Here is a 22,467-nt window from a genome sequence, read left to right on the forward strand (position 1 = left end):
ATGACGGTTTTCTTTAGCCCCTCTCCCGCTTGCGGGAGAGGGGTTGGGGTGAGGGCCGCCGAAGACCATGCAACGAATTGCCGGCCCGGCGGACGACGCCAGTCGGAAGCATCAAGCCCCGGCGGCTTGACGCTTCAAATGCAGCAAAGCGAGTTACTTCGGCGCGAGAATCTTCGACAGCCGATCCTGGGTCCCGGCGATGCGCTCCAGGTGGGGATACTTCAGGCCCTCGCGGTAATCCAGACGCACCGTCCGCACCACCTCGCCGTGCTTGACCACCAGCTCGATCGGCTTTGAACCATCGCGGTTGGCCTTGATCGCATCCTTGAGCCGGTCGTTCTCGAACGCGTAACCGTTGACCGCCAGCAGCGTGGCACCGGGCGCGATGCCGGCGTCGAACGCCGGGCCGTCCCAGCGAACGCCGCTCACCGTCGCATCCTTGTTCGACACCGACATGCCGAGCGACGCACTGAAGTCGGCCGACTTGCGATCGCCCTCGATGGCCTTGTGGTACTCGCTGGGCGTGTCGGTGTAGACCAGTTTCCAGCCACTGGCGGCCAGACCGTCGAGCGGCGCGGCATTGGCGTCGACGCGCTCGCGCAGGAAACTCGCCCAGTCGTAAGCGGCCACACCGTTGAGCGTGCGCGCGACCTCATCGAAGTCATAGGTATTGACGTCCCAGTCGCCGTCCCTGACGCCGAAGAACGCCTTGGCGAAATCGTCGAGCGAGCGCTTGCCGCCACTGAGATCGCGCAGCTTGCTGTCGACCGCCAACCAGATCAGCTGCCCGGCGCTGTAGTAGTCCTCGCTCATCTGCCAGCTGCGGTACGCCTGTGGCTTGCGCGAGTTGATGATCGGATCGAGCGTCGTGTCCTGCACGTTGCGCCAGGCAAAGCCGGGGCGGTCGCTGCTGTAGGTGGAGGCGACCAGTGCCAGCGCATCGCGGGCCTGCTCTACGCTCCACAGGCCCGAGCGCGCCGCCAGCACATAACCCCAGTACTGCGTCTGCCCCTCGTACACCCACAGCAGCGTGTCGCTCATCGGCACGTTGAAGTTGGGCGTGGCCAGGTCGGCCGGACGACGGTACTTGCCGTTCCACGAATGGGTGAACTCGTGCGGCAGCAGGTCGCGGTCGGCCGCGTTCTTGCCCCACTCGGTGAAGTACTCCGGGCCAACACCATTTTCGCTGGAGCGCTGGTGCTCCAGACCGTTGCCGCCCATCTGGTCCGACAGCGAGAACAGGAAGTCGTAGTGATCGTAGTGGCGCGCGCCGTAAAGCTTGTAGGCCTGGTCGACGAGCTTGCGGTGGGCGTCGATCTGCTCGGGCTTGGCCTCCAGGTACTTCGGATCATCGGCGACAATGTTCAGCCGCACCGGCACCTTCGCGCCGGGGTCGAGATCGACCTGCTTGAAGTAGCGGCCGGCGTAGACCGGCGAATCGAGCAGCGTGTCGAACGGTACCGGCTTGTAGCGCAGCGTGTCGCCCTCCTTCGAGGCCACCTCCAGCGCCGTGCCAGCCTGCCAGCCGCTGGGCAGCTTCAATGCCGGCGCAATCTGGATCTGCCGCGCGTAGTGGCCGGCCGGGTACAGCGCGACCTGGTTCCACTGCAGGTTGAGCATGTCCTGGGTCATGGTGATGCGACCCTGCTCGCCGGCGGTCGGCGTCAGCACGTCGAAGCTGACCTCCAGCGTGCTGACGCCTTCGGGCACGACCAGCTTGAAGGCGTAGACATCGAGCGGATCGCGACGCCACGCGATGGGCTGGCCGTTGCCGCTGAACTTCAGGCCGGCGACGCGATTGACCGGGCCGCTGGGCGAGTGGTTGCCGGGAATCCACTGCGGGTACAGCAGCGTCAGCGGACCGGGTTGCACCGGGATCTGCTGGCTGGCGCGGAACACGCGGTGGCTCAGGTCGGTGGCATCGATGGTCAGCGACAGCGTGCCGGGGTAGGCCACGTCCTGCGGCGGCGCGGTCTGCGCCTGGGTGAGCGGTGCGGCGAGCAGCAAGGAAACCAGCAACGGCAGCGCGCGCAGGCGCGGCGCAGCAGACGAACGAAGAAGCATTTACCCAACCCCTGTGGAAGACGGCCAACCCCGCATCGTTGCGAGAGTTGGCGCCTGCACACCCCTGCCATTGGGCACGGTCGGACGTGACGGCGCGCACGTTCGCCAGAATTGGCAAAGTTACGCCGCGCTAGACCGGGCTTCCGCTCTCCCGCATCAACTGGTCGAAACGCTCCCAGCGCAGCTTGCGCCGATAGACCTTGTTGGTCGGCCGCCACTCGATCGCGCCTTTGGACACGAGCAATGTGCCGAAGCGCTTGCCGTCGCGCTCGACCACGAACTCGATGTCCTCGCGGCCCAGCTCGCGCTTGGGCAGGTTGAAGATCACCTTGTGTGCCATGCGTCTCGCTCCGCCAGGCCGGCTCGCGGCCGATGAGCGACTCTAGCGCCGCGGCGTCAACGCCACGTCGGCGTCGCGGCGCCACACCAGGCAGCGGTTGTTGGCAGGCATCGCCACATCCTCGATCAAGCCCAGGCCGATGGCTCCGGCCAGCGCATCGACCTCGGCCGCGTCGCGGATGCCCGAACGCGGATCGCGCGCCTTCAGCCAGCCATCGAACTCGCGGTTGCTGTCGCTGCTGTATTGGCCGTCGTAGTTGAACGGTCCGTACACGACGACGACCGCGCCCGGCGCGAGCACCTGGCCGAGACCGGCGAAGAACGCCTGCACGTCGGGCCAACCCATGATGTGCAGCGTGTTGGCGCTGAACGCCGCATCGAAGCGGGCATCGACATTGCCGTCGGCGCGCGGCCACGGGCCGGCCGACACGTCCAGTTCGACCGGATCGGGCGTATTGCCCAGCGCCGCCTCATCGAGCCACATGCGGATGCCCGGCAAGGCATCGGCCTGGTCGCTGCACTGCCAACGCAGCCAGGGCATCGCCGCGGCAAAGTACACCGCATGCTGGCCGGTGCCACTGCCCACTTCGAGCACGTCGCGACGATCGGCGAAATGACGGCGCAGGACCGCGAGGATCGGATCGCGGTTGCGATCGCAGGCAGGGGCGTAGGGGCGTTCGGTCATGCACGTTGTATATCGCAAGAGACTGCCGAACGGCGTCGTCGCGCTCGATTCCCGTCATCCCCGCGAAGGCGGGGACCCAGCGACTTGGCTTGTTGGAAGCGTGACGGGCCCCTGACCGGGAGTGATCGGCACAGGCATCGCAGTCACCGCCAACCGGCTATCCTCCACCGCGTTTACACCCCGCACACGGCAGCGGGCGCACGGTGCGCCCCACCAAGTCGACCCAACCGGAGAACCCCCATGTTCCGCACTCTTTCCTTCGCGGTGATCGCATTGACGCTGGCCGGTTGCGCTTCGGCACCGCCTTCTGCCGGTGGCGCGGTGCCGCCGTCGGGCATCTGCAATGTCGAAGCCGCGCGCTGGGCGATTGGGCAGGGCGTCAACGACGACGTCGTCAACCGCATCCTGCGCGACACCAGCAGTCGCGACGCGCGTGTGCTGCGCCCGGGCCAGCCAGCGACCATGGATTTCCGCGAAGACCGTATCAACGTCGACGTCAACGACCGCGGCGCGATCACCGGCCTGCGTTGCGGCTGATCGGCACCATGCGCCGTCGTCACCTGGGTCTGCTCGCCGCGATCATCCTCATCGGCCTGTGGCTGTGGACGAAGCGCTCCGACAACGGTGACCTGCACCCGCCGGTGGCCACGTCCGCCGGCCAGGTGGCTGCCCCGTCCCCGGCAGCGACGGCGGTGCAGTACGCCGACTTCCTGCCGCGCGAGGCACATGACGTTCTCGCCCGCATCGCACAGGGCGGTCCGTACGCCCACCGTCAGGACGGCAGCGTGTTCCAGAACCGCGAGCAGCGCCTGCCTGCGCAGCCGCGCGGCTACTACCGTGAGTACACGGTCGAGACGCCGGGTTCCGGCGACCGGGGTGCGCGCCGCATCATCACCGGCGGTGATCCGCCGGTGGAGTACTGGTACACCCAGGACCATTACCGCAGCTTCCGCCGCTTCGAGCTGCCTCCACTGGAGGCACGTCGATGAGTGCGACCGACCTGCGCTCGATCCTGGCCGATCCGACCCACAGTGGCGCTTACTTCATCGATGCGCGTGATACCGAATCGATGGCGCAGGCGGGCGAGGCGCTGGACTACGCGGTGCTGCGCGTCGACCTGGCCGATTGCGCCGACAAGGCCGCGCTGATGCAGCGGTTTGCCGCCGCGGGGCAGTTCCCGGCCTGGTTCGGTGGCAACTGGGATGCACTCGCCGATGCCCTGGCCGACCTGTCGTGGCGGCCGGCCGCCGGCTATCTGTTACTGGTCGAACACGCCGAAGGCTGGCGCGCCCAACACGGCGAGGATTTCGACACGCTGCTCGACATCCTCAACGAGAGCGCGTTCCGCTGGGCCGGCAACAGCACCGCATTCTGGGCGTTGCTGCCGTTTCCTGCCGAGCAGCTGGCGGCACTAGGAGACGACTGAGGTTCAGCCGGCTTCGGCCGCCACTACCGGTGCCGCCGGGCCCGGCACTCGTGCGTAGCGCCAGGCGATACCCACCGCGACGAACAACAGCACCGATGCGATCAGGAACGGCGCGCCCGGCAGGTGCACCGGGGCGCGGTCGTCGATGAAGTAGCCGAAGCTGCCGGCGAACACGGCCGGGCCGATGATGCCGGCCAGGCTGACCAGGCTCATCAGCGCGCCCTGGATGCGGCCCTGCACGTCGGCGCCGACCTGGCGCGTGATCAGCGCCTGCGTCGACGGCGCCGCCAGGCCCCAGATCGCCGAGATCGGCAGACCGATCAGGAACACCCAGCCGACATCGGCAAAGCCATAGATCGCGAATCCGACCGCACCGAAGCACAGTCCGATGATCAGCGCGCGGCGCTCACCGATCGCGTGCACGATCCGGCCGACCAGGCCCGCCTGCACGATCACGTTGAGCACGCCCACTATGGCCAGCACGTAGCTGACCTCGCGCGGCCCCCACTGGTACTGGTAGTCGGCGAACAGGACGAACACGCTCGGATAGACGTAATGGGCGAGGTTGGCGATGAACACCACCGCCGCCAGTCCGAACACCTGTGGATAGCGCTTGAGCAGCACCAGCGAGCCGAGCGGGTTGGCGTGCGACCAGTCGAAGCGCGCACTGCGCTTCTCCTTCGGCAGCGACTCGGGCAGCACGAACCAGCCGTAGCAGAAGTTGACCAGTGCCAGTCCGGCGGCGAACCAGAACGGCAGGCGCAGGTCGATCTCGCCCAGCTGCCCGCCGATCAGCGGACCGACGATGAAACCGACACCGAACGCCGCGCCGAGCAGGCCGTAGCTCTTGGCACGCTTCTCGGCCGGCGTGACGTCGGCGACATAGGCGTTGGCGGTGGTGAAGCTGGCCGAGGTGATGCCGGAAATGATGCGGCCCACCAGCAACCAGGCCAGCGACGGTGCCAGCGCCATGAACACGAAGTCCAGGCCCAGGCCCAGGCACGAGATCAGGATCACCGGCCGGCGGCCGAAGCGGTCCGACAGCGCGCCCTGGATCGGCGAGGTCACGAACTGGATCGCCGCGAACAGGAAGCCGAACGCTGCCACCCAGTAGGCCGCGTGCGCGGTGTCACCGCCGGCGAACTGCTCGATCAGGTGCGGCAGCACCGGAATGATCAGCCCGAACGAGAGCACGTCGATCAGGATGGTGACGAAAATGAAGGCAAGCGCGGCGCTACGGCGCGCGCCGCTGGCAGGAATCGAATCGGTCACGGGTGGGCCGCAGGGGCGTGTGTCGGGAATCGGAAGAGTTTATCGCGGCGGCGGACCTGCCAACTGCTGGTGGTCATCCCCACCATCACGTCATCCCCACCATCACGTCATCCCGGCGAAAGCCGGGACCCATTTGGCTTTGCTGCTGTTCCTGCCGAGCGAAGCAAAGGCCAACGTCCCTGGGTTCCCGCCTTCGCGGGAATGACGGGCAAGGGCAACAGCAAGAGCAAATGGATCCCGGCTTTCGCCGGGATGACGTCAGGGGGCTGGAAGCCCGCGGGCCTGGATCCCGGCGTTCACCGGGATGACGAGCCGGGACTGGAAGCCCAGAGCCTGGATCCCGGCGTTCGCCCGATGACGTGATGGATGCGAACGCCATGTCCATCAGACACCGTTGCGCATCGTCATGGGCAATGGTTTCAGGCGTTACCAAAATCCCCTGTTTCTCGCTGAAAAACCCTTGCAACGTCAATGCTTTAGCATCAATCGGTCGCCGCCAATTGTCATGCGCACCACGCAAATTGCCGCATCGCACAATTTGTGCTTTATTCGGTTGAACCAGTGTCAAGGCAGGACGGACTGCGCGAGCGGACCGTCATGCCGCGTCGCTGCGAGCCAGGTTTCGTTGTCCAACGATTTCAAGCTGCCACAACAGCGACGGAGTAACGATGGAGCAGCAGTACCGCACCGGCCCTGTCGGTCTTTACGACCCCCGCGACGAGCGGGACGCCTGTGGTTTCGGCCTGATCGCACAGCTCGACGATGCCCCGAGCCGTGCGATCGTCGATCGCGCCATCGATGCGCTGGTACGCATGACCCATCGCGGCGGCATCGCCGCCGACGGCCTCAGCGGCGACGGCTGCGGCCTGCTGATCCGCCAGCCCGATCCCTTCCTGCGTGCGCTTGCGCGCGAGGCCGGCATCGTGCTCGGTTCCCACTATGCGTCAGGCCTGGTGTTCCTGCCGCATGACGAAACCGACGCCGCACGTGCGCGCGACGAGCTCAACGCGCAACTTCAACGCGAGCGCGTCGACGTCGCCGGCTGGCGTGTCGTCCCGGTCGACACCAGCGCCTGCGGCGAGCTGGCCAAGCGCACGATGCCGCGCATCGAGCAGATCTTCGTCAAGCCCGCCGGCGCGTTCGATGCGGCGATCTTCCAGCGCTCGCTGTTCCTCGCCCGGCGTCGCGCCGAACAGGCGCTGCGCGAGCTGGCCGACTTCTATGTGGTCAGCCTGTCGGCGGCGAGCATCGGCTACAAGGGCATGGTCCTGCCCGATCGCCTCGCCCAGCTGTACCCGGACCTGCAGCGGACCGACCTGACCGCCAGCGTGGTGGTGTTCCACCAGCGCTTCTCCACCAACACCACGCCGCGCTGGCCGCTGGCGCAGCCGTTCCGCCTGCTGGCGCACAACGGCGAGATCAACACCATCGCCGGCAACCGCGCCTGGGCGCAGGCACGTGTGCATGCCTGGCATACGCCGGCGCTGGACCTGACCGAGTTCGATCCGGTGATCTCCACCGACGGTTCCGACTCGCAGTCGCTCGACAACATGCTCGAGCTGCTGCAGGCCGGCGGCATGGACCTGCTCAAGGCCATGCGGATCCTGATTCCGCCGGCCACGCAGTCGTTGGAATACAAGGACGCCGACCTCGCCGCGTTCTACGAGTACTACGCGCTCAACACCGAGCCGTGGGACGGCCCGGCCGGCATCGTCACTGTCGATGGCCGCTACGCCGCCTGCACGCTCGACCGCAACGGCCTGCGCCCGGCGCGCTGGCTGCGCACGCGCGACCGCCACTTCCTGATCGCCTCCGAAGCCGGCGTGTGGGAACTGCCGGCCGAGGAGATCGAGGCCAAGGGCAAGCTCGGCCCGGGCGAAATGATCGCCGCCGACCTCTATCTGGGCGAGCTGCTCGACTCCGACGCGATCGACCGCATCAACCGTGCACGCGCACCGTACAAGCGCTGGCTCAAGCAGGGCATGACCTACCTGCAGACCGAGCTGATCGACCCGCAGCTGGCGGCCGAGCCGTTCGATGCGGAGACGCTTTCTGCTTTTCAAAAACTCTTCCAGCTCACCCGCGAGGAACGCGAGCAGGTGCTGCGTCCGCTGGCCGAGACCGAGCAGGAAGGCATCGGCTCGATGGGCGACGATGTGCCGATGGCGGTGCTGAGCCAGCAGGTGCGGCCGCTCTACGACCAGTTCCGCCAGGCCTTCGCCCAGGTCACCAATCCGCCGATCGATCCATTGCGCGAGGACTGCGTGATGTCGCTGGCGACGCAACTGGGCCGCGAAGGCAATGTCTTCGCCGACGGCCCGGGCAATGTCGGCCACGTCCATCTCAACTCGCCGGTGCTGTCGCAGCGCAAGCTACGCCAGCTGCTGGCGATGGCACCGTACGACCAGTCGCATGCGTTGATCCACCTGCACTACGCGCCGGCCGAAGGCCTCAAGGCCGCGCTCGAGCGCATCTGCGCCGAAGCCGAGGCCGCCACGCGCGCCGGCAAGGTGCTGCTGGTGCTCAGCGACCGCTACCCGCAGCCCGACCGGTTGATGGCGCACGCGCTGCTCGCCACCGGCGCCGTCCACCAGCACCTGGCCCGCGCCGGCATCCGCTGCGAATCGAACCTGATCATCGAGACCGGCACCGCCCGCGATCCGCACCACTTCGCCTGCCTGCTCGGCTTCGGCGCCACCGCGGTCTACCCGTACCTGGCCTACCAGACGCTGCACGACCTGGGCGTGCGCGGCATCCTCAAGACCAAGCACGGCGAGGTCGCGCAGATCGGCCGCAGCTATCGGCGCGGCATCAAGAAGGGCCTGCTCAAGATCATCTCGAAGATGGGCATCAGCACCATCGGCAGTTACCGCGGTGCGCGCCTGTTCGAGATCGTCGGCCTCGACCGCGAGGTGGTCGACCTGTGCTTCGCCGGCACACCGTCGCGGATCGGCGGCGCCGGCTTCGACGACCTGCATGCCGACGCAGTCCAGCTCGCCGACCACGCCTGGAACGTCAACGCCCTGCCCGCCATCGGCGGTCTGCTCAAGTACACGCCGGGCGGCGAATACCACCTGTTCAATCCCGACGTGGTCACGCGTCTGCAGCGCGCGGTGACGACGGGTGACTTGGGTGACTGGCAGAGTTACGCCGAAGCAGTCAACGAGCGGCCGACCGCGGCGCTGCGCGACCTGCTTGAAGTCGATGCCTCGGCGGCCACGCCCATCTCCATCGACGAAGTCGAACCGGTGTCGGCGATCGTCCGCCGCTTCGACTCGGCGGCGATGAGCCTGGGCGCGCTGTCGCCGGAAGCGCACGAAGCGCTGGCGATCGCGATGAACCGCCTCGGCGGGCGCAGCAATTCCGGCGAAGGTGGCGAGGACCCGGTCCGCTACGGCACCGACAAGGTCAGCAAGATCAAGCAGATCGCCTCGGGCCGCTTCGGCGTGACGCCCGAGTACCTGGTCAACGCCGAAGTGCTGCAGATCAAGATCGCCCAGGGTGCCAAGCCCGGCGAAGGCGGCCAGCTGCCCGGCCACAAGGTCAACGAACTGATCGCGCGCCTGCGCTACGCGATGCCCGGCATCGGCCTGATTTCGCCGCCGCCGCACCACGACATCTATTCGATCGAGGACCTCGCGCAGCTGATCTTCGACCTCAAACAGGTCAATCCGCAGGCGCTGGTGTCGGTGAAGCTGGTCTCGCATGCCGGCGTCGGCACGATTGCGACCGGCGTGGCCAAGGCCGGCGCCGACCTGGTCACGATCTCCGGCCACGACGGCGGCACCGGCGCCAGCCCGCTGTCCTCGATCCGCTATGCCGGCACCCCGTGGGAGCTGGGCCTGTCGGAAGCGCGCCAGGCACTGCTCGCCAACGACCTGCGCGAGCGCGTGATCCTGCAGACCGACGGCGGCCTCAAGAGCGGGCTGGACGTGATCAAGGCCGCGCTGCTCGGCGCCGAAAGCTTCGGCTTCGGCACCGCGCCGATGATCGCGCTGGGCTGCAAGTACCTGCGCATCTGCCACCTCAACAACTGCGCCACCGGCGTGGCCACGCAGGACGATGCGCTGCGTCGCGACCATTTCACCGGCCTGCCCGAGCGCGTCGAGAACTTCTTCCGCCTGCTCGCCGAGGAAGTGCGGGTGTGGCTGGCGCAACTGGGCGTGCGCACGCTGGGCGAACTGGTCGGTCGCACCGACCTGCTGCGCCAGGTCGACGGCGACAGCGGTCGCCAGCACGGCCTGGACCTGGCACCGCTGCTGGCCGGCACCGGCCTTGCCCATGGCGGCCACTGCGGCGCACCGCAACCGGCCGCGGATCCGCAAGGCCTCGCCGCCCGACTCGATGCCGAGCTGGCGGATGTGATCGACCACAAGCGCGGCGGCGAGTACCGCCACGCCATCCGCAACACCGATCGCAGCATTGGTGCACGGCTTTCCGGGCGCATCGCGCGTGTGCACGGCGATCGCGGCATGAGCGACACGCCGCTGACGCTGCGCTTCGACGGCACCGCCGGCCAGAGCTTTGGCGCCTTCAACGCCGGCGGCCTGCATTTCGAACTCAACGGTGAAGCCAACGACTATGTCGGCAAGGGCATGGCGGGCGGGCGCATCGTGATCCGGCCACCGCAGGGCGCACGCTACGTCGCCCACGAAACGCCGATCCTCGGCAACACCTGCCTGTACGGCGCCACCGGCGGCGAACTGTACGCCGCAGGTCGCGCCGGCGAGCGTTTCGCCGTGCGCAATTCCGGTGCGACGGCTGTCGTGGAAGGTGCCGGCGACCACTGCTGCGAGTACATGACCGGCGGCGTGGTCGCCGTGCTCGGCCGCACCGGCCTCAACTTCGGTGCTGGCTTCACCGGTGGCATGGCCTACGTGCTCGACACCGAGCGCGATTTCGTCGACCGCTACAACCACGAACTCATCGACATCCTGCGCATTGCCGCCGACGGCTTCGAGAACCACCGCTCGCACCTGCGCGAACTGCTCGAGTCGCACATCCGCCTCACCGGCAGCGCCTGGGCACAGCGCATCCTCGACGAGATGCGCGACTACCTGGGCAAGTTCTGGCTGGTGAAGCCGAAGGCGGCGAGCCTGGAGTCGCTGGCCGAAAACCTGCGGAGAGCGGCATGACGCCTCGCCCTAACAACCCGTCATTCCCGCGCCGGCGGGGTCTTTTGGGCTGCCGTAGGGCAGCACTCCCCAGTGACTCCGCTTTTCGATCAGGTTCAGCCGCAACCGAGCAACGACGCTGGGTTCCCGCCTGCGCGGGAATGACGGTGTGTCGCAAGGTGGCCTGCATGCGGAGACCTGCGTGAGCAAGATGGACGCAAAGAAGCCCGTGTTCGCCTTCCGCGAAACCCCCCGGCAGATGCCGGCGCGGATCCCGCTCGAACTTCGGCAGGGCGGCGACTGGAACGAGCTCTACGGCCGCTTCGGCGAGGCCGAAGCCAAGCACCAGGCGAGCCGTTGCCTGGACTGCGGCAACCCGTATTGCGCCTGGAAGTGCCCGCTGCACAACTACATCCCGAACTGGCTCGAACTGGCACGCGAAGGCCGCATCCATGAAGCCGCCGCGCTCGCCCACGAGACCAACCCGCTGCCGGAAGTGTGCGGTCGCGTCTGCCCGCAGGATCGCCTGTGCGAAGGCAGCTGCACGCTCAACGACGGTTTCGGCGCGGTCACCATCGGCGCGGTCGAGAAGTACATCGCCGACCGCGCGCTCGCCGACGGCTGGCGGCCGGATCTTTCGCGCGTGGTCGCCACCGGCAAGCGTGTGGCGGTCGTCGGCGCAGGTCCCGCGGGTCTGTCGTGCGCGGATCGGCTGGCACGCGCCGGCATCGAAGCGGTGGTGTTCGACCGCTATGAACAGATCGGCGGTTTGCTCCACTTCGGCATCCCCAGCTTCAAGCTCGACAAGTCGGTGATGGCCACGCGCCGCGACGTGCTCGAAGGCATGGGCGTGAAGTTCCGACTCGGTGTCGAGATCGGTCGCGACGTCGGCCTGGACACGCTGCTGGCGGAGTTCGATGCGGTGTTCCTGGGGCTGGGCAGCTATCGCTACACCGACGGCGGCCTGCCGGGCCAGGACCTGCGCAACGTCCTGCCGGCCCTGCCCTTCCTGGTGCAGAACGGACGCCTGGTGCATGGCGAGGACGAAGTCGACGGCAAGCCGATCGCAGGCTGGGAAGACCACGTCGCCCTGCCCGACCTGCGCGGCAAGCGCGTGGTCGTGCTCGGTGGCGGCGACACCGGCATGGACTGCGTGCGCAGCGCGGTGCGACTGGGCGCCTCGCGCGTGACCTGCGCCTATCGCCGCGACGAGGCGAACATGCCCGGCTCGGCGCGCGAGGTGGCCAATGCGCGCGAGGAAGGCGTGCAGTTCCTCTTCAACCGGCAACCGCTGGCGCTGCTCGGCGAGGACGGCGACGTCACCGGCGTGCGCGTGGCCGAGACCCGGCTGGGCGACCCTGATGCGCAGGGCCGGCGCAATGCCGAGATCGTCCCAGGCAGCGAGTCGGTTCTTGCCGCCGACGTGGTGATCATCGCGTTCGGCTTCCAGCCCGATCCGCCGGAATGGCTGTCGGCACATGGGATCGAGCTGGAGGGCAACGGGCGCATCCGCGTGCAGCCGGCGGCTTCGGGCTGCGGGTCGCGGAAGAAGGCGGCGGTTGATGCCGGGTTGCCGTTCCAGACGGCCAATGCGCGGGTGTTCGCCGGTGGCGACAGTGTGCGTGGGGCGGATCTGGTGGTGACCGCGGCGTACGAGGGGCGGGAGGCGGCTGCGGGGATTGTCCGCCTGTTACTGGGGTAACGGGCACTTGCGCCGCAGATAGTGCGGCGTATTATCTCCAGATACGCCGCAAACCGTGCGGCGCATTTGACCTGTTTTCGCCGCAAGGCCCGCCATGCATAGCCGCTGGATCTGGGAACACCCCGATTGGCCGAACCTCACCTGGGACCCCGGCGAGGTGGCCCTGATGCTGTCCGACGTGTCCGCGCGGATGGGCCGGCTCGGGGGTCGAATGGCGGATCAGGCACTGGAATCGCGGGAGCGCACGCAGTTCCATGCGCTGACCGAAGACGCGTTGCAGACCAGCGCCATCGAAGGGGAGCGCCTTGACCCGCTGTCGGTCCGATCCTCGTTGGCCAGGCGCCTGGGCATCGAGAACGAGGGGCTGGCGCCTGTCGACCGTCGCACCGAAGGCCTGGTGGCCATGCTCCTGGACGCGACCGCGAACGCGAACGCCCCGCTCACCGACGAGCGCCTGCGCGGCTGGCAGGCGGCCTTGTTCCCGGAGGGTTTTGGCGTGCTGCAGCGGGTTCGCGGCGGCCGCTGGCGCGACGATCACGACGGACCCATGCAGGTGGTGTCGGGGCCGGACCATCGCCGCGTCGTGCACTTCCAGGCGCCGCCGGCCTCGCGTCTCGATAGGGAGATGCGCGGGTTTCTTACCTGGTTCGAAAATGACGACAAGACGCCATGGCTGGTGCATGCCGCACTCGCCCACTTGTGGTTTGTCACCGTGCATCCGTTCGAGGACGGCAACGGCCGGGTCGGACGCGCAGTCAGCGACCTTGCACTGGCGCGCGGCGACGGCCTGCCGGAGCGCTACTACAGCGTCTCCAGCCAGATAAGCAACGAACGCAGCACCTACTACCAGATGCTGGAAAGTGCCCAGCGAGGCGACCTGGACGTGACGCCATGGGTGCTCTGGTTCCTGGGTTGCGTCGGGCGCGCCCTGCAACGCGCCGAGATCACGCTCGACAGCGTGCTGCGCAAGGCGCGTTTCTGGAATCGCTGGCAAGGCCAGCCGGTCAGCGAACGTCAGGCGAAGGTATTGAACCGCGTTCTCGACGGACTCGATCGCAACGGATCCGACGAAGCGCTCACCAACCGCAAGTGGGCCAAGCTCGCTGGCGTCTCGTCCGACACCGCACTGCGCGACCTGCGTGACCTGGTTGAACGCGGAATGCTCACGTCATCCGGCGTCGGCAAGGCGACGACCTACGCGCCGACGGTTGACTGAGGACCAGCGCTTCCCGATCGCGTTGAAAGACCGCTTATCGCCCCGGTCCGACATCAATGAACTGCAGGAACTCCGCCCGCGTCCGCGCATCCTCGCGGAAGCTTCCCAGCATCTTCGACGTGATCATGCTGACGCCACGCTTGTGCACGCCTCGCGTGGTCATGCACTCGTGCGCGCCTTCGATCACCACACCGACACCGCGCGGCTGCAACACGTCCTGGATCACCTGCGCGATCTGCGCGGTCATCTTCTCCTGCACCTGCAACCGTCGCGCATAGGTCTCGACCACGCGCGCAAGCTTGCTGATGCCGACGACCTTGCCGTCCGGCAGGTAGCCCACGTGCGCCTTGCCGATGATCGGCGCCATGTGGTGCTCGCAGTGGCTCTCGAACTCGATGTCACGCAGCACGATCATCTCGTCGTAGCCCTCGACTTCCTCGAAGGTGCGCTTGAGGTAGTCGGCCGGGTCCTCGGCGTAGCCGCTGAACCAGTCGGTGTACGCCTTGGCCACCCGCTTGGGGGTGTCGAGCAGGCCTTCGCGGCTCGGATCGTCGCCGGCCCAGCGCAGCAGGGTGCGCACGGCCGCTTCGGCCTGTTCGCGGGACGGCTTGTCGTTGTCGGCCATGGCGCGGCTCCTGTGGGGGACGCAAATGCTACTCCACCGGGGCGGAGAGGATAAAAAAGAGGTTCTTCTTCCCTTCGCGTGAAGGTTGGCGTTGCTTGTCGTATTGGCGTGCTTGTCGTCCCGAACGCAATGAGGGACCTGCTGGTGCTGGTTCTGGTGCTGTTGCGTGTTGGGCTTGCGTCTGCGGAATGGCGTCGTCCACCGGGCCGGGGATTGCTCCGCCCCTTCGTCGGACATCCTGTCCGAAGGCGGGGCGTGGGCCATCCATGGCCCACTGCTGCGCAATCCCCGGCCCGGCGGACGACGCTTCGGCAATTCATTGCCCGGTCTGCGGTGGCACCCGTCAAACCGTCATCCTCGCGAAGGCGGGGACCCAGTGACGTTGCTTTGCCGTCATGCCCTCACCCCAACCCCTCTCCCGCAAGCGGGAGAGGGGCTTTGGACGACCTAAAAAAAACGCCACAGGGACGGGATGAGACCCCTGCGGCAAGCAAAAGGCTGCGAGGAGCCTGCGGAATGTCGGTGGTCCGCGCCGATCAGCCGATGACGTCACGCTCGAGGGAGGGGAAAGCGTGCCGCCACCGGCCGTCGGGTTGGATTTGAAAGGTGTTCAGCGCTTGGCGACGTCCTCGCGCAGCGGCACGCGGGTCGGCCAGCCGCCGGCCAGCGCCTTGTACAGCGCGACCGCGCCGGAGACGCTACGGGTGCGGCCGTCGGCGAACGCTTCCTGGGCAACGAGCTGGGTGCGCTCGGCGTCCAGCACTTCGAACAGGTCGGCAGCTCCGGCCTCGTAGCGGATGCGCGCCAGTCGCGCCGCGGTCGCGCTGTCGATCGCGGCCTGCTCCAGGTGCTGGTCCTCGACGCGGGCACGCGAGTAGCGCACCAGCGCGTTCTCGGTGTCCTCCAGCGCCAGCAGCACGGCCTGCTCGTAACGGGCCAGGTCACCGGCGGCGTCGGCATCGGCCGCGGCAATGCGCGCACGCACCCGGCCGATGTCGAGGAACGACCAGTCGATGCCCAGGCCGATCAGACGGGTCTCGCTGTCACGTTCGAACAGCGCGCCGCTGTCGATCGCCTGGCTGCCGATCAAACCGAACAGCGTGAAGCGCGGGAACAGGTCGGCCGTGGCCACGCCGATCTTGGCGGTGGCCGCATGCAGGCGATGCTCGGCGGCGATCACGTCGGGACGGTTGCGCAGCAGGTCACCCGGCGTACCCGGGTCGAGCCTCGCCGGTAGCGTCGGCAACGCCTGCTGCGGCGTCAGGTCGCCGATCAGCGCTTCGGGCGTCTTGCCGGTCAGCACCGCGAGGCGGTGCATGCTCACCGCGACCTGGGCTTCCAGGTTGGGCACGCGCGACAGGGTCGCTTCGAGCTGTGCCCGCGCACGCGAGGTGTCGAACTCGGTACCGCGACCGGCGTCGAAGCGCGCCTGCACCAGGCGCAGCGTTTCGCGCTGGTTCTCCGAGTTGTCGCGGGCGACACGCAGGCGCTCCTGCAGACCTCGCAGTTCGACGTACGTACGCGCCACTTCGCCGACGATCGCGACCTGCAATGCGTCCAGGTCGGACGCGGCGGCCCAGACTTCGGCACGCTGCGACTCGACATTGCGGCGAACACGACCGAACAGGTCGAGTTCCCAGCTGGCGTCGGCCTGCACGTTGTAGTTCTCGCCGTCACGGTCGTTGCGGTTCACGCCCGGTGCCTGGTCGGCACTGGCGCGCGAATCCGTCCCCGTGGCACTGGCGGTCACGGTCGGGAAGCGGTCGAGTTTGGCGTTGCGAAGCAGCGCATTGGAACGGTCATAGCTGGCCAGTGCGATGCGCAGGTCGTGGTTGGCGGTCAGCGACTCCTCGACCAGCCGCGTCAGCAGCGGGTCGTTGAAGCTGGTCCAGAACTCGGCGTTGGCCTGCGGAGTGGCTTCCTGGGCGACGGCGGCGGTGCCGTCGCCAGGCGCGGTGGAGCCGGCAGCGGGCGCACCCTCGTCGCGGACGAAGGTTGCCGGCGTGGGCACGTCCGGCCGCACGTAGTCGGGACCGACCGCGCAGGCGGCAAGCGCCAGCGCCAGCAGCGAAGGGGCGAAGACCTTGGCCACGGCGGCCGCGGTCATTGCTTGCGGTAGTTGCACGGTGGAATCCTCGTTGCGATTCAGTGCGGTGAGTGGGTTGGCCTTATGCATGCGCCTTCCCCATCGAGCTGGGCTCGCTGACCCACTTCGGCGTCGTGTGCACCATCTTGCGAAGGGCGACATAGAACACCGGCGTCAGGAACAGTCCGAACAGGGTCACGCCGAGCATGCCGGCGAACACGGTGATGCCCGTGGCCGAGCGGACCTCGGCGCCAGCGCCGTGCGAGAGCACCAGCGGCACGGTGCCGGCGATGAACGCGATCGAGGTCATCACGATCGGGCGCAGACGCAGGCGGCAGGCTTCCAGCGCGGCTTCGACGATGCTCTTGCCCTGCATTTCCAGCTCGCGGGCGAACTCGACGATCAGGATCGCGTTCTTGCATGCCAGGCCCATCAGCACGACCAGGCCGACCTGCACGAACACGTTGTTGTCGCCACCGGTGAGCCACACGCCGGCCAGAGCCGAGAGCATGCACATCGGCACGATCAGGATCACTGCCAGCGGCAGGGTCCAGCTTTCGTACAGCGCCGCCAGCACGAGGAAGGCGAGCAGTATCGCGAGCGGGAACACGACGAGTGCGGCGTTGCCCTGCGTGGCCTGCTGGAAGCTCAGGTCGGTCCACTCCAGGCTCATGCCGTTGGGCAGCACCTTGGCGGCGATTTCCTCGAGCTGGCCCATGGCCTGCGCCGACGACAGCAGGCGCGGGTCGGCTTCGCCGGCCAGGTCGGCCGCCGGGTAACCGTTGTAGCGCAGCACCGGGTCGGGGCCGTAGGTCTGCTTGATCGTCACCATCGAGCCGATCGGCACCATCTCGCCGCGATCGTTGCGGGTACGCAGGTTGGCGATGTCCTCGACGCTATCGCGGTAGGAGCCGTCGGCCTGGGCGATCACCTGCCAGGTACGGCCGAACTGGTTGAAGTCGTTGACGTAGGCCGAGCCGAGGTAGGTCTGCAGCGTGTCGAACAACTCGGTCAGCGGCACGCCCTGTGCCTTGGCCTTGACGCGATCGACTTCGGCGTCGAGCTGCGGCACGTTGGCCTGGTAGCTGCTGATCGGGAAGCCCATGCCCGGCGTCTGCGACACCGCGCCCTGGAACGAGTTCACCGCGTTCTGCAGCGCGCCGTAGCCGAGGTTGCCACGGTCCTCGATGAACATCTGGTAGCCCGAGCCGTTGCCGAGGCCGAGGATCGGCGGCGGCATGAACGAGAAGGTGAAACCTTCCTGCAGCCCGGCGATCTTCTGGTTGATCTCGGCGTTGATCTGCTCGGCCGTGCGTCCGTTGCGCTCACTGAACGGCTTGAGCGGGAAGAACGCCACGCCGGTGTTGGGCGTGTTGGTGAACTGCAGGGCATTGAGGCCCGGGAACGCGATCGAATGCGCCACGCCGTCGGTGCTCATGGCGATGTCGCTGACTTTCTTCAGCAGCGCATCGGTGCGGGCGATCGACGAACCCTCTGGCAGCTTCACGCCGGCGATCAGGTACAGCTTGTCCTGGATCGGGATGAAGCCGGCCGGCACGATCTTGAACATCAGGCCGGTGGCGACCAGCAGCACCGCATAGACGGCGAACACCGTACCGCGACGACCGAGCGTGCGCGAGACGGCACTCTGGTACTTGTTGGAGCTGGAGTTGAAGAAGCGGTTGAACGGACGGAACACCCAGCCGAACGCGCGGTCGATCAGGCGCGACGGTGCATCCTTCGGAGCGCCGTGCGGCTTGAGCAGGCGCGCGGCCAGGGCCGGCGAAAGGGTCAACGAGTTGATCGCCGAGATCACCGTCGAGATGGCGATCGTCACCGCGAACTGCTTGTAGAACTGGCCGGTCACGCCCGACAGGAACGCCATCGGCACGAACACCGCGCACAGCACCAGCGCGATCGCCACGATCGGGCCGGATACTTCCTTCATCGCCTGGTGCGCCGCATCCATCGGCGACAGGCCTTCCTCGATGTTGCGCTCGACGTTCTCCACGACCACGATCGCGTCGTCCACCACGATGCCGATGGCCAGCACGAGACCGAACAGGCTCAAGGTGTTGATCGAGAATCCGAGCAGGTACAACGCGGCAAACGTACCGACGACCGACACCGGCACCGCGATCAGCGGAATGATCGAGGCGCGCCAGGTCTGCAGGAACAGGATCACCACCAGCACCACCAGGGCGATGGCTTCCAGCAGCGTGGTCACCACGGCCTTGATCGAGTCGCGCACGAAGATGGTGGTGTCGTACACGGCCTCGTACTTGACGCCGGCCGGGAAGCGCTTGGTCATCTCGTCCATCGTCGAGATCACCTTCTCCTGGATCTCGAGCGCATTCGCGCCCGGCGCCTGGAAGATGCCGATGCCGACCGCGCTCTTGCCGTCGAGCTGGGAACGCAGCGTGTAGTCGCCGGCACCCAGTTCCACGCGGGCAACGTCGGACAGACGCACGATCTCACCGTTCTCGCCGCTCTTGAGCACGATGTTGCCGAACTCCTCGACGCTGCGCAGGCGACCCTGGGCATTGATCAGGGTCAGGAACTCGCTGCTCGGCATCGGCTCGGCGCCGAGCTGGCCGGCCGAGACCTGTACGTTCTGCTCGCGCATCGCACGGACCACGTCGCCGGCGGTGAGGCCGCGCGAAGCGATCTTGTCCGGGTCGAGCCAGGCGCGCATGGCGTAGTCGCCGCCGCCGAACACCTGCGCATCGCCCACGCCCTGGATGCGCGCGAGCGCGTCCTTGACGTGCAGGCGGGCGTAGTTGCGCAGGTACAGCGTGTCGTACTTGCCGTCAGGCGAGGTCAGGTGCACCACCATCAGGAAGGTCGGCGACTGCTTCTGCGTGGTCACGCCCTGCCGGCGCACGTCCTCGGGCAGGCGCGCGAGCGATTGCGCGACGCGGTTCTGCACACGCACGGCCGCGTCGTCGGCGTCGGTGCCGGGACGGAACGTGACGGTCATCTGCAGCACGCCGTCGGAACCGGCGACCGACTTGATGTACATCATGTTCTCGACGCCGTTGATCGCCTCTTCCAGTGGCGTGGCCACGGTTTCGGCGATCACCTTCGGGTTGGCGCCCGGGTAGACCGTGCGCACCACTACCGAAGGCGGCACCACTTCCGGGTACTCGCTGATCGGCAGGATGGGAATGGCGATCAGGCCGGCGGCGAAGATCACGATCGACAGCACGGCGGCGAAGATCGGTCTGTCGATGAAGAACTTTGAAAAGTCCATGAGGGGTTCCTGATGCGGCTTTTCAGGCCGCAAAGTCCTGGGCGACGCCAATGGCGTCGCCAAACGGGGTCTGCGTTTTGCCCCCTCCCCTGCTTGCAGGGGAGGGCTGGGGAGGGGTGCTCGCCGCTGGCGGCGAGCTCGGCGCTGCGCGCCTCACTACCCCCTTCCAACCTCCCCCTGCAAAGCAGGAGGAGGAGCCATGTCGTTACTTCATCGCCACTTTCATCTCAGGAGCAGGCGCGCCCATCGCGATCTGCTTGGGTGACACCGGCATGCCCGGGAAGAACACCTTCTGCACGCCGTGCACGATCACCTTGTCGGTCGGCGCCAGGCCCGAATTGACCACGCGCAGGCCATCGGCGATGCGACCGAGCTGCACATCCTTGCGGGTCGCGGCGTTGTTCGGGCCGAGCACGTAGACGTACTTGCGGTCCTGGTCGGTGAGCACGGCCTTCTCGTCGATCAGCATCGCCTTGACGCTGCTGCTGCCTTCCAGCTGCACGCGCGCGTACAGGCCCGGGGTGAAGATGCGATCGGGATTGCGCAACACCGCGCGGGCGCGGATGGTGCCGGTGGCCGCATCGACCTGGTTGTCGGTGAAGTCGACCGTGCCTTCGTGCGGATAACCCTCTTCGTTGGCCAGGCCAACGCGAACCGGGTTCTGCGATTGCGCACGCTTGCCGTCGCGGGCCAGCGCCTGGTAGCGCAGGAAGCTCTGTTCGTCGGCTTCGAAATAGACGAACACCGGATCCTGCGAAACCAGCGTGGTCAGCAGCGTCGAATCGGCCTGGGCGAGGTTGCCCTCGGTGACCGCGGCGCGACCGGCACGGCCGTTGATCGGCGAACGCACCTGGGTGAACTGCAGGTCGAGCTGGGCGTTGGCAACGGCGGCCTCGGCCGCACGCACGGCGGCGTTGCCCTGGGTAGTGGCGGCGCGGCGGGTCTCGAACTCCTCGCGCGAGATCGCCTTGGCCTCGACCAGGGTCTGCGCACGCGTGTCCTGGGTCTGGGCCAGGCGCGCCTCGGCGCGGGCACGCTCGAGGTCGGCCTGGGCCTGGTCGAGTTGCGCCTTGTAACGACGCTGGTCGATGACGAACAGCAGATCGCCCTTCTTCACTTCCTGGCCTTCCTGATAGGCCACGCGCTCGACGTAACCGGACACGCGCGGACGCAGTTCGACCGTTTCGATCGCGGTGACGCGACCGGTGAAGTCGTCCCACTCGCTGACCTGCTTGCTCAGCACCTGGGCGACGCTGACTTCCGGCGGCGGCGGCATGCCCGCGGCCGGTTCGGCCTGGCTGCTGCAGGCGGTGATGACCGCAGCAAACAGAAGACTCACCGCGAGGGCGAGGACGGGGACTCCGGAGGTGGAGCGGGCCAATGCTTTGCGGGGGCTCATGGCGAGGAAGGTTCCTGGTTCGAGAAAGGCGGGTTGTTGTTATTGGTATTGGGTGATTCGGTATTCGGTGATTCGATACTTGGTGAAAGCAGGTTCCTGAGCAGCGTGCGCGCGTCCTGCAGACAGCGTGATGGCAGTAGTGCTTCAGGGTCCTTGGTGACGTCGGTTGCGGTTTGAGCGTCAGCTTGAGCTTCGGCCTCGTATTCGTCCCTTACCTGAGAGGTAATGTCCTGAGAGGTAATCGAATCAGCGTCGATGGAATCGACATCGACGCCGGCGACCAGCGTCACGTCGGCGTAGCGAACCACCGCTTGAGTCGCCGTCGGCGTGTTGTGCGGTTCGACAAGAGCCAATGCGCGCTGGCCGACGGCAATCGCACTGGGCCATTGGGGACAGGCGTGTTCACGATTGCGCTCGGTGCTGACCGGGCTGTCGATCGACAGCAGTTGCACGCGAACGCCGATGCTGCGTGCCTCTTCATGCAGCACGCGCGCGAGCATGCGCAGCGCCGCTGTGGCGATCGAGCGATGGCCGTAACCGGCCCACGGCTGTTCCGCGCCCGGGCCGCCGATCAGCACATAGGTACCGCCACGATTTCCCTGCGCCAGCAACGGCAACAGATGCCGCGCCGCCGCCAAGTGCGGCAGAAGGTCCTCGTCCAGACGCTGGCGCAGGTAGGCGGCTGGATGGTCGAGCAATCGACCGCGACCGGAGCTGCCCGAGACGGCAGCGATCACACCGCCGATCGGGCGACCCAGCTTGGCCAGCGCCTTGGCCAGGCGCTCGCCGTCGGCGTCGCTGCTGATGGAACCTGCGACCACGCTCAGGTCCGCCTTGGGGTGGTGCGCCTTCAGGCACTGCAGGCCGGACTTGTCGCGGGCCACCGCGACGACCGGCCGGCCGGCCGCGAGCGCGGCCTCGACCACGCCGCGACCGACGCAACCCGTGGCGCCCAGGACGACGACGGGCGTCCTGGCTGCCGAGGGCTTTTGCGCCGATGCCTGCTGGGCAGGACGGGCGACAGGGAATTTCACATCCGACCCCAATGTCCCGAATGCGGGATTTTCTCTCCCGCCATCGGGACGGTTTCGCGACGCGTGGCCTGCTGCAGGACAGCACTGATGATGGGAAGAACCAGCATCGCCGCCGGCAGCACCAAAGTGAACGCCAGCACCCAGGCCAGCATCCAGAACTCGTCCGGGCCCGCTGCGAGGCCTTGCTGGACAACGACTACGGCGACGCCGATCAGCGCCGACATGGCGATCAGCATCAGCGGGAAGAAGGCG

General features: G+C 67.4%; 17 protein-coding genes. 7 read left to right on the plus strand and 10 right to left on the minus strand.

From position 1 onward, the window contains the following. Positions 1–153: 153 nt before the first annotated feature. The 3 genes from AC3A3X_RS11030 to AC3A3X_RS11040 form a co-directional block, all read right to left on the minus strand. Positions 154–2,064, minus strand: coding sequence for a M61 family metallopeptidase (locus AC3A3X_RS11030; protein ID WP_487583073.1), 1,911 nt, complete (start codon positions 2,062–2,064; stop codon positions 154–156). A gap of 130 nt (positions 2,065–2,194) precedes the next feature. Beyond that, positions 2,195–2,404, minus strand: coding sequence for a hypothetical protein (locus tag AC3A3X_RS11035; protein WP_487583074.1), 210 nt, complete (start codon positions 2,402–2,404; stop codon positions 2,195–2,197). Positions 2,405–2,446: 42 nt separating this feature from the next. After that, positions 2,447–3,088, minus strand: a complete 642-nt coding sequence (locus AC3A3X_RS11040) for a DUF938 domain-containing protein (protein ID WP_487583075.1) — start codon at positions 3,086–3,088, stop codon at positions 2,447–2,449. Positions 3,089–3,328: 240 nt separating this feature from the next. On the opposite strand from AC3A3X_RS11040, the gene AC3A3X_RS11045 reads away from it, so the two are divergent. Genes AC3A3X_RS11045 through AC3A3X_RS11055 form a run of 3 tightly spaced genes read left to right on the plus strand, consistent with a single transcriptional unit; the run spans position 3,329 to position 4,514 of the window. Continuing rightward, entirely contained in the window at positions 3,329–3,625 is a 297-nt protein-coding gene (locus AC3A3X_RS11045) for an I78 family peptidase inhibitor (protein WP_487583076.1), read from the plus strand. Positions 3,626–3,633: 8 nt separating this feature from the next. Next, entirely contained in the window at positions 3,634–4,077 is a 444-nt protein-coding gene (locus AC3A3X_RS11050) for a guanyl-specific ribonuclease (protein ID WP_487583077.1), read from the plus strand. Beyond that, positions 4,074–4,514 carry a barstar family protein gene (locus AC3A3X_RS11055; protein ID WP_487583078.1) on the plus strand — a complete coding sequence of 147 codons (441 nt, stop codon included), beginning with the start codon at positions 4,074–4,076 and terminating at the stop codon, positions 4,512–4,514. The genes AC3A3X_RS11050 and AC3A3X_RS11055 overlap by 4 nt, the downstream gene beginning before the upstream one ends. A 3-nt stretch (positions 4,515–4,517) precedes the next feature. On the opposite strand, the gene AC3A3X_RS11060 is transcribed toward AC3A3X_RS11055, so the two are convergent. Continuing rightward, entirely contained in the window at positions 4,518–5,786 is a 1,269-nt protein-coding gene (locus AC3A3X_RS11060) for a TCR/Tet family MFS transporter (RefSeq protein ID WP_487583079.1), read from the minus strand. 69 nt (positions 5,787–5,855) lie between these two features. On the opposite strand from AC3A3X_RS11060, the gene AC3A3X_RS11065 reads away from it, so the two are divergent. The 4 genes from AC3A3X_RS11065 (at position 5,856) to AC3A3X_RS11080 (ending at position 13,818) form a co-directional block, all read left to right on the plus strand. Then, the gene (locus AC3A3X_RS11065) at positions 5,856–6,149 is read left to right on the plus strand and encodes a hypothetical protein (protein ID WP_487583080.1); all 294 of its coding nucleotides are present in this window, start codon (positions 5,856–5,858) and stop codon (positions 6,147–6,149) included. A gap of 305 nt (positions 6,150–6,454) precedes the next feature. After that, positions 6,455–10,921 (plus strand): glutamate synthase large subunit, encoded by a 4,467-nt coding sequence (gltB, locus tag AC3A3X_RS11070; protein WP_487583081.1) that lies wholly within the window; start codon positions 6,455–6,457, stop codon positions 10,919–10,921. Positions 10,922–11,111: 190 nt separating this feature from the next. Beyond that, complete coding sequence (locus AC3A3X_RS11075; RefSeq protein ID WP_487583180.1) at positions 11,112–12,602, plus strand: FAD-dependent oxidoreductase; 1,491 nt, start codon at positions 11,112–11,114, stop codon at positions 12,600–12,602. Positions 12,603–12,696: 94 nt separating this feature from the next. Then, positions 12,697–13,818 (plus strand): Fic family protein, encoded by a 1,122-nt coding sequence (locus AC3A3X_RS11080; protein ID WP_487583082.1) that lies wholly within the window; start codon positions 12,697–12,699, stop codon positions 13,816–13,818. A 34-nt stretch (positions 13,819–13,852) separates the two neighbouring features. Here the strand turns inward: AC3A3X_RS11080 and folE are convergent, their stop codons facing one another. The 6 genes from folE to AC3A3X_RS11110 all read right to left on the minus strand — a co-directional run bounded on the left by folE (position 13,853) and on the right by AC3A3X_RS11110 (position 22,451). Then, on the minus strand, positions 13,853–14,443 hold the full coding sequence (gene folE / locus AC3A3X_RS11085) for a GTP cyclohydrolase I FolE (protein WP_158731956.1): 591 nt from the start codon (positions 14,441–14,443) through the stop codon (positions 13,853–13,855). Positions 14,444–15,053: 610 nt separating this feature from the next. Continuing rightward, on the minus strand, positions 15,054–16,619 hold the full coding sequence (locus AC3A3X_RS11090) for an efflux transporter outer membrane subunit (RefSeq protein WP_487583083.1): 1,566 nt from the start codon (positions 16,617–16,619) through the stop codon (positions 15,054–15,056). Beyond that, a complete protein-coding gene (locus AC3A3X_RS11095; protein ID WP_487583084.1) occupies positions 16,612–19,782 on the minus strand; it encodes an efflux RND transporter permease subunit in 3,171 nt (1,056 codons plus the stop codon). The genes AC3A3X_RS11090 and AC3A3X_RS11095 overlap by 8 nt, the downstream gene beginning before the upstream one ends. Before the next feature lie 205 nt (positions 19,783–19,987). Next, the gene (locus AC3A3X_RS11100; RefSeq protein WP_487583085.1) at positions 19,988–21,181 is read right to left on the minus strand and encodes an efflux RND transporter periplasmic adaptor subunit; all 1,194 of its coding nucleotides are present in this window, start codon (positions 21,179–21,181) and stop codon (positions 19,988–19,990) included. Continuing rightward, on the minus strand, positions 21,178–22,215 hold the full coding sequence (locus AC3A3X_RS11105) for an SDR family NAD(P)-dependent oxidoreductase (protein WP_487583086.1): 1,038 nt from the start codon (positions 22,213–22,215) through the stop codon (positions 21,178–21,180). The genes AC3A3X_RS11100 and AC3A3X_RS11105 overlap by 4 nt, the downstream gene beginning before the upstream one ends. Further along, entirely contained in the window at positions 22,212–22,451 is a 240-nt protein-coding gene (locus AC3A3X_RS11110) for a hypothetical protein (RefSeq protein WP_487583087.1), read from the minus strand. The genes AC3A3X_RS11105 and AC3A3X_RS11110 overlap by 4 nt, the downstream gene beginning before the upstream one ends. Between the last annotated feature and the right edge of the window lie 16 nt (positions 22,452–22,467).

This window comes from Lysobacter sp. Soil_N_23, from assembly GCF_057656135.1.